This is a genomic window from Neisseriaceae bacterium CLB008, assembly GCA_041228285.1.
Classification (GTDB): domain Bacteria; phylum Pseudomonadota; class Gammaproteobacteria; order Burkholderiales; family Neisseriaceae; genus JAGNPU01.
This window is the reverse complement of the sequence record CP166133.1, coordinates 1,502,944-1,514,276: the sequence shown is the minus strand read 5'-3', so window position 1 is coordinate 1,514,276 and position 11,333 is coordinate 1,502,944. Positions and strand designations below refer to the sequence as shown.

Genomic DNA, 11,333 nt, shown 5'->3' with positions numbered 1-11,333 from the left:
TATGCCGTTAGGGATTTATTCTTAAGTTGAACGGTTATGGCGGCGTTCGCGCCAAAAGAGGCCAAGAATAGCTATTGAGGTCATCAATGTGATTATGGCTAAGTGATGAAAGAAACCTTCTAAACTATTACTGTAGGCAATTAACCATGCACCTATGATGGAACCAATAAGTGAGCCTAAGCGTCCACTTGCCATTGCCCAAGCGATACCGGTGGCTTTCGAGTGTTGCGGATAAATGGTTGCGGCAACTAGGTTTAGTCCATTTTGTGCTCCTGCGATGGTAAAACCAATGAAGAAAACAAAACTAAATAGACTGACTAAGTTATGTATCATATATTCTACAGCAAACATGGCAATGGCTGCACTAAAATAAGCGATTGAAAGAATTAGAAAAGATGATTTATAACGATCGATTAATAAAGCAAAGGTGATGGCGCCAATGGTCCCGCCTAGAGGGAGCATTGAGGCGATCAGATTAATGTATCGTGTATCAAAATCTTGACTTAAAAGAATTGGAATCCAATAGGTTAATAGGTAAAAGGCATATAAAGATGTGAAGAATGCTACCCATAGTAACAAAGTCATTCGACGATTCACGGCTGAAAATAAAGTATGCAGAGGATTAGTGGTAGTTGGATTATTTGAATTTAGAGTTAATGAATCAATTGTAAGTTGATGATGCATGATGCGGTTTAGAACAGACTGTAATTTTTGATGATATGACTTATTACGCAACATAAACTGAAGTGATTCAGGTAAAAGTAAAATAATAAAGGGGAGGAGGGCTAAAGGAAGGATGCCACCGATAATAAGTAAGAAACGCCAACCATATAAAGGCACAATATAGCTGGCGACTAAACCACCTAGTGTAATACCTGCTGTAAAACCACTCCAGCTGAGTGTCGCAATGATCATACGCCTTTTTATTGGAGCGTATTCGGTACTTAAAGCGATACAAATTGGCATGGTTCCGCCTAGGCCTAGGCCGGTAATGAATCTGAGCGCTGTTAGCAGCGTTATGCCTTGGGCGTTTGCTGACAATAGGGTGCCAAAAGAAAAGACAAGCATGGCTATGATTAATACTTTTTTTGAGCCTATTCTATCGGCAAGAGGGCCCAAAATCATACTGCCGAGCATTAGGCCTAAGAGGCTAGCACCAAAAACATAAGAGAGTTTAGCTGCTGTTATGCTCCATTCTTGCATGATGGATGGGCCGATATAGGCAATTAGTGAAACATCAAAGCCATCAACTGTCGCAATCACGAAGAGTAAAATGAAGATTATTTTCTGATAAGAGGAAACGTTGGATCGGTCAATCACTGTATTGATGTTTATGTTTTTTGTATTTGACATATTTCTTGCGCTCATTGCCTATGAAGATGATATTGAGGAAGGATCATTCCGATGAGTTGGTGAGTTTCGAATTATTATGATTTTGAAATTTAAATTGTTTACACAGGTATTCCTTTGTATTATTATGAATGATAATCATTATCATAAGCGTTATTATTTATCATGACAATAAATTTTAATCCAAATCAAGATTTTCTCTTCGCTTCACCATGGCGAAATGTTTATACACATTCCTATTTAAAGCCTCTGGCCTATCCACCAAATACTGTGTTTAACATTAATTCATCCCAATTGACTCAAACGGTACGGGATTGCTTTAGCCGTCTTGATTCAGCTATTGCTTCACATGCCATTATTGCAGGCTGTATGCCGTTTGATGCCATGGAGCCAGCTAGCCTGTATCTCATTGAGCAACCTTACTTTTGTCAGCGTGATGAGTTGTTAGCCATGATGCGGGCTTCCATGCCTTCAAACTCAGTATCGAATGCCATTATGCATCGACAGCCTTTAATGTCGGAGTCGGTATATAAGATGGCGGTCACACAGGCCGTTGAAGCCATTCAGCAGCAGCGATTAAGTAAAGTGGTTTTGGCACAGGCTCAGGTTTTAACGTTGCATCATCCCGTTAATATGGCCAAGGTCTTAACTCATTTATTGATAGAAAATCCTTTTTGCTATACCTATTCGGTTCCTGTCGTGGGGGAGCAAGTATTCATTGGCGCGAGCCCTGAATTATTGGTACGCAAAGAGGGGAATCTCATTGAATGCTTTCCATTAGCAGGCACAGCACCTAGGGATGCAGACCCTAAGCAGGATCAATTAAATGCATCAATGCTTTTATCTTCGATGAAAAATAAGCATGAACATCAACTAGTGGTGGAAGACATTGTGCGTAAAGTAGCACCGTTGGTGACAAATTTGACGGTTTCTGAATCTCCTGAGCTGGTGTGCACCAGTAAAGTATGGCATTTGGGCAGTAAAGTTAAAGCTGTTGTGGCGGATGACTATTCCGTCCTTGATTTTGTTGCATTATTTCATCCTACGCCGGCACTGTGCGGTACGCCTAGAGAAGAGGCTGCGGCATTCATTCAAGTAGCTGAGCCTTTTTCACGGCACTATTTTTCAGGTGCTGTTGGCTGGTGTGATGCTCAGGGCAATGGTGAATGGGCGGTGGCCATCCGCTGTGCTTTAATTAAAGAGCATCAAGCTATTATCTATGCTGGCGCGGGGATAGTCTCAGAATCAGATCCCGAAGAAGAATGGGTGGAAACCATGAATAAGCAGAAAGTCATCATTGATTCGATTATCTAAAATGAGGAAAGGTAAGAAATGAGTATTCCCAGAATTCCGGCATATGAGTTACCAACGATTTCAGAAATAGTACCGAATAAGGTGAGCTGGCACTTAGACATAGATCGAGCCGCTTTATTAATCCATGATATGCAGGATTATTTCGTTCAGTTTTATGGCACTGATAATGCTTTACTTGAGTTGATTATTCGTAATATGGCTAAAGTGCTGGCTTTTTGTCGCGAGCATGACGTACCTGTTTATTATACGGCTCAAAAAGCAGCTCAAACGCCACAGGAGCGGGCGTTATTGTCAGATATGTGGGGTCAGGGAATGACTGGCCTAACGCATTTAGAAGGGATTATTGCTGATTTGAAGCCGCTTCACTCAGAGCCAATATTGGTTAAACATCGTTACAGTGCTTTCCAGCGCAGCGATTTAGAGGAGCGCTTACAAAAGGCGAATAGGGATCAGCTGATGATTTGTGGCATTTACGCCAATATTGGCTGCGTGACTACGGCAGTAGATGCCTTTATGAGAGATGTTAAGCCTTTTATGGTGATGGATGCCATCGCCGACTTTTCCAAACAAGAACATGTGACTGCTTTAAATTATTTGGCCAGTAAGGTAGGAGTGGTTGTAGAGACTGAAGGGGTGCTGTCATCATGAGTTTAAACCATATCATCACAGCATTAGACTTTAAGGGAAAAAACGTTTGGGTGACCGGTGCTGGTAGTGGGATTGGGTTTGAAGTGGCAGAGGCTTTTTCGAAATTGGGGGCTCATGTTATTGGTTTGGATAGGGTATTTCCCATGGAGTCCAAAAATATTCAATGTGAAGCAGTTGACCTTTCATTGAATACGGAGGTTCAAGCGCTCTGTGAGCGTTTATTGCAAACAGAGTCTCGCATAGACGTTTTGGTGCATGCAGCAGGTGTGCTACGTAGCGGAGGGTTGATGCAGCTTTGTGAGGATGATTGGACCGTTAGCATGGCATGTAATGCTTCTGCTATTTTTTATTTATCCCAGCAAATAGCGCCGCTATTTCAAAAACAAGCCTCAGGCGTGATGGTCACAATTGCATCTAATGCAGCGACTACATCTCGGCTGAATATGGCAGCCTATTGTGCCTCTAAAGCCGCGGCTTTGAGTTTGACAAATTGTATTGCATTGGAATTGGCTCCTTACAATATACGCTGTAACACAGTATCCCCTGGCTCAACAGATACGCCTATGTTACGTGAGATGGCCTCCGGCCCAAGCGGCTTTTCACAATTGATTTCGGGGATACCGAATCAGTATAAATTGGGTATTCCACTCCAAAAAATTGCGACAACCCAAGAGATTACCCAAACTGTTTTGTTTCTGGCTTCAGATATGGCTTCTCACATTACCATGCAAAACATCATTGTTGATGGTGGGGCGACTTTGAATGCTTAATATTTAATTAAACTTTAATAGCCGCTCTATTGAGTGACTTGACCTTGTTAGAAAGTATTTAATTATGGAACGAATGATTCGTGACGAGATTAGTAAAACATTGAACATTTATGCTAATGACATAAATGGGTCGGATAATTTAATCGAATTTGGCCTACACTCATTGGCGATCATGCAATTAGTAGAAACATTTTCTAAGCATACAAATGAACGTTTCAAATATACAGATTTTGCGTTATCACCAACTATTGATGCTTGGGTTCAACTCACTCAAAAAAATAGGTAAGATTTTTAAATCTATGTTTGAATAAAATGGTATTTGGCGTAATTACATGGTTTAGAGCAATGGCATTTATTTGCATATTGCTTCTAATTTTAAAGGTGTTTTATGAATATTAATAATGGCCAACTTAGTCCTATACAAATTGCTTACATTATTGGGCGTACCCATTACTTACCTCTGGGCGGGGTTGGCATGCATGATTTTAGGGTGTTCAATGGTGATCTTGATGGCCAAATACTACATAAATGTTTGCTGATATTGGTTCAAAAATACGCAGCGCTTCGCACCCTTATTGACGCAGACTCTTTTTCGCAAAAAGTTTTGCCTCAAGGCGCGGTGCAATTGACTGAAATTTGCTTCAGAGATAAATCTCGTGTAGAGGCTGTAAGGGAGGCAGATCGTTTAATTGCACAGTATGAGCATTATGTGCATGCTTTGAAAAGCCCCCCCTGGCAGCTATGGTTGATTCAATTGCCAGATGGTGAGGTTGGTGCTGATAAAAGTATGCTAATGGTGAGCTTTGACGCTTTAATTTTGGATGGATATGCAATCTCTAAGCTGTTGTCAGAATTGTTTGAACACTATGATATGGCTTGCCTTGGCCTATTAGAGGAAAAAGAGACAACACCTATGATAGGAGCGTTGTCAGAGATCGATTTCTTTGAAAATAAGCCTGAAGATGCCGTTTATTGGCAACAAAAAGTGCAAACCATGACGCAGGAAATGGATTTCCCTTGGTTAAAGCCGCTAGCATCAATTATTTGTTCAAAATATAAGCGACAGACGAAGGTCATTGATCAGCAAGATTGGCAACACTTAAGTCAGATTGCTGCAAAGCAGGGTATATTGCCCAATGCTTTGCTTAATGGAATAATTTTGCAGGCATTAGCGGCTCAAAACGAGGGGGGAAGGGTGTATGTTGCTGTGCCTGTTTCCTTGTCTTTATATCAGGAGCATCTCAGTAATCACTCAACAGTTTTAGCGATTACTTATGAGGGTGCTGAGGAAGATTCATTCTTTGATAGAGTGAAAGTACTTCAGGTCGAGACCTTTGATGCACTTGCCCATATCTCCTTTTCTGGTATTGAAATTGCACGATTAATTTGTGATCAAATGAAAACCAGTGTGCCATTTCCTATTGTGCTAACTAATGGGTTGTCGTGGCAAAGGCCGCCACGAAGAGAGTACATTCGCTACACCTCGGGGCAGACGCAGACGCCTCAGGTGGCGATGGATGTTCGCTCGTCGTACGCTCATGAAGGGCACCTATTGATTGATGTTGATTATGCTGTGGAGGCGGTATCAGAAGAAGTGGTGGCGTCTATCCATGAAGCCATTACGAGGCACATTGACCGGCTTTTGTTGTAGCCAGAAGGAGTGAATGATTAAGCGCGTTCATGATTGTTGATAAAGCCATGAACGCGCTTAATTTTTATTTTTTTACCTTTCCGATCAAGGTTTGCTGGAATGATGTCATTATTTCTATGACATCAGGTAACTTATAGGGCGCCACATTTTTGCCCATGAGGTATTTTCTGATGTCTAATAGGGAAAGTGTTGATTCGGGGCGTGCCAGAATGATGTTTACTTTGATTTTTTCACCTAAATGCACATCTTTGATGCCCACTACGTTTACGTTTTGAATTAAGGGGTGAGTGATTAAAAGGTTTTCTAATTCGCTAGGCGCTATTTTTTCTCCCGCCCGATTGATTTGGCTTTTAGCCCGGCCAGTGACCACGATGTTCTGCTGCTCATCTATATAGCCTAGATCCCCTGTAATATAGAATCCGTCAGCCGTAAATGCATTTTGATTAATGTCATGGGCGTTATAGTAACCATTAATGGTATAGGGGCCGCGTGTCAAGATATGACCAATAGTATGATGGCCTACGGGCTCTCCTTCATCATTGACAATTAAGCGTTCGTCACTGGGTGATAATTTTTTTCCTTGAGTATGTATGACAGTATGAAGATCATCACTTAGGTGTGTAAAATTAACCAGGCCTTCGGCCATGCCGTACACTTGTTGAAGCTTAATGTTGAATGTTTGAATCAATCTTTGTGCGATTTCAGGAAGTAACTCAGCCCCCCCTACCTGTATGACTTCTAGGCTAGACAAATCATAGTCTTCTTTTAATGCTGAATTTAGCCAGAGTAGCGCTAATGATGGCACGAGCGATACTTGAGTGACTTTGTGCTGTTCAATTAAAGTGAAACAGCTATCTGGGCTACCGTTTTCCGCCAATACAATAGTTGCTCCAGCAGACAAAGCTCCTAAAACACCTGGCGAACTCATGGTGAAGTTGTGTGAGATGGGTAGGGCAACTAATTGAACTGAATCTGAGTGTAATCCGCTAACAGCTACACTGCACCGAACAGAATATAAATAGTCGTCGTGGGTGCGCGGAATGAGCTTAGGTAAGCCAGTAGTACCGCCCGATAATTGTAGAAAAGCGATATCTTCAGACGATACTTTTTGTGGCTCATCCAAGACATGATTTGGGCTAGACGTCATCATTGACTCCAAAGGCTCATGACCATAAATGGTTTGTATATAGGTTAGAGACTTTTGTGGTTCAACGAATTTATGAACGATGGTAGGCGCATCATCTTTAGCCCCAGACTGAGATAAAATACGAATATAACCTTTTGCCGCACTGGCTTTAGCAATATTCTCTACTTCATATGCGCCATGCCCATCAAGTGCAAAAATGGGTCGTGCACCTGCATGGAAAATGCCAAAAAGAGCAATAAAAAAAGCCATGACGTTGGCTGATTGAAGAATAATAAAATCACCCTGATTAATGCCTTGAGAGGTTAAGTAATGGCCGTAGGCGGAAGACTTTTGATGAAGCTCAGAGTAGGAAAGCTGCCGATCATTCTGAATAACGGCAATCTTATGGCCGTATTGATCATGCGTTTGGCGCAAGAAGTCGGTATGAGTTTGACCTATCCAATAACCTGCTCGCCTATAGGCTTCAGCTCGTTCGGGTGCGTAGGGTACATAGTGTTTAGATTTTCTGTAGGCATGCATGTATGGTTATCCTGTTTAATATTAATTATGGATTGTTTGTCATTGTTTGTATTGGACTTTTTGATCGTGCCTTGCTGAAAGCAATTTAAAATGTGATCACAGTGTTGCAACAAAGCACGATACGCCTAAGCCTAAGTTTGACTCCAATAAGCCTTGACGCGATTGAAACGACCGCTGAGTCCGCGTTCATCGCGTAAATATTTACGTATGGCTCGTGCTTCTAGGTTTTCAATGGCCCCCCAGGCAGAATCAATTTGTGGCATTGAAGCTAATAGTTTAATGACGGTGGTACTGATGTCCTCTGCTGGCAATCGAAAGAGCTTGGCTTGATCGGCTACCATGTCATCGGGTAAGTAAGCTTGATCATCTTCATGCCGCGTAATCGAAATGATGTAAGGACTAATTGGATTCTGCCAGTTCTCTAACAGTGCCAAGACGGTTGGCAATGAGGTTTCATCGGCAATCAGTACAGTTTGTCCTTCAGTGAGGTGATCACAGCGCTCTGGTGTTTCGGAAATACTGCGGATGATGTCACCAGGATTGAGGCTCTTGGCCCAAAGTCCACCTGGCGTGTCACCATGAATAAAGATGTCAATATGGCCAATGTCATAGGACTCTTGCTGAGGCTGGCTTTTATGTGCCTCGCGAAGCGTGTAGTAGCGAGTATCTTTGGCAAAGGCTAGCATGCGTTCTAAGCGATCCTGAGAAGACATTTTGCGAACGCGCCAAAGAAATAATTTGTATAACCACTGCCGTAGTTTTGACAGTTTTTCACTGTCTTGTTTGATGGATTGCGGCATGGCTTCAAGCTTACTTAGTGACAAAAGATAAGCGTAGCCTGGCTGATCAAAGGGCAGGCTTAAAGCACTTTTGACGATGAGACGAATCATGTTTCTGCTCACCATTTTGGTTTCCAATACTTCAAAATATTGTTTTTTGCTGCTGATGGGAGACTCTCCTAGTTTGACCATGGCATTGTAGGCCAGATAAAGCACGTTTTCCTCTAAATCACCTTTAAGGAGAAAAGGGATAAAGGATTCCTTGGTCTCAGTTTCTGTGGCGACGGATATCAGCATGCCTTCTTCAAAAATATCCATAAGTTTAGCTGAGGTGATGTGCTTAAATGCGGTGTAACCCCGTGCAATGCTCAACACTTCAGAGAGGTGGTCATCATTAATGTGGTCAATAACGTCAATTTTTTTATCAACGTTTTCAATTGGCGTGTATTTGTTTTGAAGCATTTCTGTCCTTTGTGATGAAGATGGGTTAATTATTTACTGCTAGACGGTTAATGAGTTGTTAGCTGTAAATTAGGTTTTAGTCTCAAGCTAAGGCGATACGTTGTTTCATGACTATGCATAACCGTGTACAGGCTAGGCAGGCGCTGATAAAGGTTGAAAGAGATAAGGCGTGCCACCACCCTAAAACACCTTGTGCCTCGACGAGGTAAGAGGTGCTGCTGAGGGTGTAGCCAAGAGGGATAAAAATTAGCCAAGAGGTTGTAAACAAGATGCAGAATACGACGAAGAAGTCGCTTAAGCCTTTTAAAGCAAAGCAGAAAATATTATTAAGCCCCATACAAAAAGCCACCCAAATCATATAAGGGTAAATAATTTTGGCATTTTTTAATAAGGCCTCGCTCGGTTGATAAAGCCCTATGATTTGGTTAGAAAATAAGGATAAAGATAAGCAGATGATGGCCAGTAAAGCCACGCATAGCGTGGTGCCAACGATCAGGGTTTGCTTCAGCATTTGATGCTGGTCTTGATGTTGTGCGACTAAAATAGCGATCGACCGGCACAAGGCCGTGACGACGACTAAAGAAATGGGCATGATGCTATAAACAATACCGTTAGCACCTACCTCGTGTACGCCTAATCTTGCCAGCATTAAGCCCATCACCATGACGGCGCCCCATTCTGATAGATAGGAAAGGGAAATGGGTATGCCTTTCAGCGTATTTTGAGTCATGCGTTTGATTGATAAATTAAGGCGTCGGAGAGGGTGGTGCCAAATGATTCTAAATTTTTTATAAGTTAATATAATAGGTAGCAGAATAAAAAATTTTGACCAAGCAAAAATGACAGAGGCCAAACCAAAGCCGGCAATACCCCAAGATGACTGTACAAAATCAGAAAACACCAGTAAATAAATAACCAAACCTTTAATGCAGAAGCTCAGAAATACGGTAATAGTGGCAAAAACAGGAAAGCCATAGGATTCACTAAAATAGTAAAAATTGTTAAAGGCAATCATGCCCAAGATATAAGGCAATAAAAATGTTAAATAGGTTTTTACTAAGGGAATGATGTTTGGATCGACGCCAATGAATTTGAGCACATAAGGCACGCCGAGTATAAACAGCACGGATAATAGAGTGCCTAAAACAAAGCCAATAATCAAAAACTCGATGATTAAATTAAAAACCTCATCGGTTTTTCCTTGCTGCTTTAAATGACTGTATAAAGGCACGGCAGTGTAGGCAATGCCATTAACTGTGGCCAAAGGTAAAATACCTACGATGGTGGCCACCGAAATGGCCGCAAGCGTTGTGGCATCATATTGACTACTGAAAACGGTATCAATCGTGTCAGACAAAATGATGAAAGCAAACGTTAACGTAATAGGGACGGTTAACTGAAAAAGCTTTTTACTGATGGCCTGGCGGGCGACTGGGTCTAAACTAAAAAAAGAGCGGCTCATGAGTTTGGATCCGTTGATTGATTGGTGTCATCGATGCTGCGTTTAAGAAGGTACAGGCAAAGCGCCACAATCACGGCCGCTAGGATGAAGGGGTAGCCGTCGCTAAGCGGCATTTCTAAGGCAACGCTGTAGCGAAATAAATAAACCGCAAGTATGGGGCCAACGACTACGCACATACTGCTGATGGATTCAATGATGCCCATTAACTGACCCTGCTCAGAGGCAGATACTTTAGAGGAGTAAATGCTGGTAATGGCGGCATTGCTGATGCCGGCTAGGCCATAGAGGCATAGGGCTAGATAGAATTGCCAATTGTAGGATGATAGTGCAATCAATAATAAGCCTAAGCCAAAGGCGCTAAAGCCTAAATAGGCAATTTTTTTATTACCGAGGATGGGGTACAGTTTTTTGACCAAATAAATTTGGACAAAAAAACCAATCATGCCCAATGCTATGAATGATTTTGCAACATCGGCATCACTCCAACCAAAGCGATATTTTGTAAAAAATGACCATAGGGTAATCGGTACTTGGACGGCGAGCACAAATAATAATTGTACGATCAATAGGCTGAGCATGCCTTTGTATTTGTTGAAATATAAGAATGCTTTGAGTGGGCTTTGGATAGAAAAAGGCCGTCTGTTGTCTACTGCTAAAGTTTCTTTAAAGAAGAACGTGATGGTTAAAAGGCTGACTACACTCAATAAACCAGCGATATAAAAAGGTGTCCGAATCCCATACTGAACGGTAAATGAGGCAATGGTGGGGCCTAAAATAAAGCCGAGGCTCATAGTGGCAAAAATATAGGCGTAGTGCTTGGTTTTGTTCTCAGCATTGCTGATGTCGGCAATGCCGGCTAAAGACACGACGATAGAGGAGCCTGCAATCCCCGCGATCATGCGTGCAAAGAACAAGAGGTAGAGATTGTCCGCAATGGCATACAATAAATAATCAATGGCAAATGCCATAAAACAAATGATGAGGACAATCTTTCGCCCAAAGCGATCCGAAACGGCACCCATAATGGGCGCAAAAATAAATTGCATGAGGCCATAAATGGCAATAAGCCAGCCGCCGATAATGGCATTATCTACTAAAGAATGATGGGTGATGTCGGCCAATAGTGACGGAATGATAGGTAAGATAAGAGAGATGCCTACCTGATCTAAAAAAACGGTGAGCAAAAGGCATAAGAACGTCAGGCGAGTAGGGGTATGGGATGACATGGTTA

The 11,333-nt window shown here is 42.0% G+C and carries 10 protein-coding genes; 5 read left to right on the top strand and 5 right to left on the bottom strand.

The window, feature by feature from the left end; all coding sequences use genetic code 11:
- Positions 1-21: 21 nt before the first annotated feature.
- A complete protein-coding gene (locus AB8Q18_06870; GenBank protein ID XDZ52781.1) occupies positions 22-1,353 on the bottom strand; it encodes an MFS transporter in 1,332 nt (443 codons plus the stop codon).
- A 162-nt stretch (positions 1,354-1,515) separates the two neighbouring features.
- Between AB8Q18_06870 and AB8Q18_06865 the strand changes: the two genes are divergently transcribed.
- The 5 genes from AB8Q18_06865 to AB8Q18_06845 all read left to right on the top strand — a co-directional run bounded on the left by AB8Q18_06865 (position 1,516) and on the right by AB8Q18_06845 (position 5,733).
- A complete protein-coding gene (locus AB8Q18_06865; GenBank protein XDZ52780.1) occupies positions 1,516-2,664 on the top strand; it encodes an isochorismate synthase MenF in 1,149 nt (382 codons plus the stop codon).
- Between the two features lie 18 nt (positions 2,665-2,682).
- Positions 2,683-3,312, top strand: a complete 630-nt coding sequence (locus AB8Q18_06860) for an isochorismatase family protein (protein ID XDZ52779.1) — start codon at positions 2,683-2,685, stop codon at positions 3,310-3,312.
- Positions 3,309-4,082 (top strand): 2,3-dihydro-2,3-dihydroxybenzoate dehydrogenase, encoded by a 774-nt coding sequence (gene dhbA, locus AB8Q18_06855; protein ID XDZ52778.1) that lies wholly within the window; start codon positions 3,309-3,311, stop codon positions 4,080-4,082. The genes AB8Q18_06860 and dhbA overlap by 4 nt, the downstream gene beginning before the upstream one ends.
- Before the next feature lie 64 nt (positions 4,083-4,146).
- Positions 4,147-4,368, top strand: coding sequence for a phosphopantetheine-binding protein (locus tag AB8Q18_06850; protein XDZ52777.1), 222 nt, complete (start codon positions 4,147-4,149; stop codon positions 4,366-4,368).
- Positions 4,369-4,470: 102 nt separating this feature from the next.
- Positions 4,471-5,733: a condensation domain-containing protein gene (locus AB8Q18_06845; GenBank protein ID XDZ52776.1), complete on the top strand. Its 1,263-nt coding sequence runs from the start codon at positions 4,471-4,473 to the stop codon at positions 5,731-5,733.
- A 64-nt stretch (positions 5,734-5,797) separates the two neighbouring features.
- Here AB8Q18_06845 and AB8Q18_06840 read toward each other — a convergent pair whose 3' ends face one another.
- The 4 genes from AB8Q18_06840 to AB8Q18_06825 form a co-directional block, all read right to left on the bottom strand.
- A complete protein-coding gene (locus AB8Q18_06840) occupies positions 5,798-7,399 on the bottom strand; it encodes a (2,3-dihydroxybenzoyl)adenylate synthase (protein XDZ52775.1) in 1,602 nt (533 codons plus the stop codon).
- A 131-nt stretch (positions 7,400-7,530) separates the two neighbouring features.
- Positions 7,531-8,640, bottom strand: coding sequence for an SIP domain-containing protein (locus tag AB8Q18_06835; GenBank protein XDZ52774.1), 1,110 nt, complete (start codon positions 8,638-8,640; stop codon positions 7,531-7,533).
- Between the two features lie 82 nt (positions 8,641-8,722).
- Positions 8,723-10,102: an MATE family efflux transporter gene (locus AB8Q18_06830; GenBank protein XDZ52773.1), complete on the bottom strand. Its 1,380-nt coding sequence runs from the start codon at positions 10,100-10,102 to the stop codon at positions 8,723-8,725.
- The gene (locus tag AB8Q18_06825) at positions 10,099-11,328 is read right to left on the bottom strand and encodes an MFS transporter (protein ID XDZ52772.1); all 1,230 of its coding nucleotides are present in this window, start codon (positions 11,326-11,328) and stop codon (positions 10,099-10,101) included. Before AB8Q18_06825 ends, AB8Q18_06830 begins: the two co-directional genes overlap by 4 nt.
- Positions 11,329-11,333: the final 5 nt, after the last annotated feature.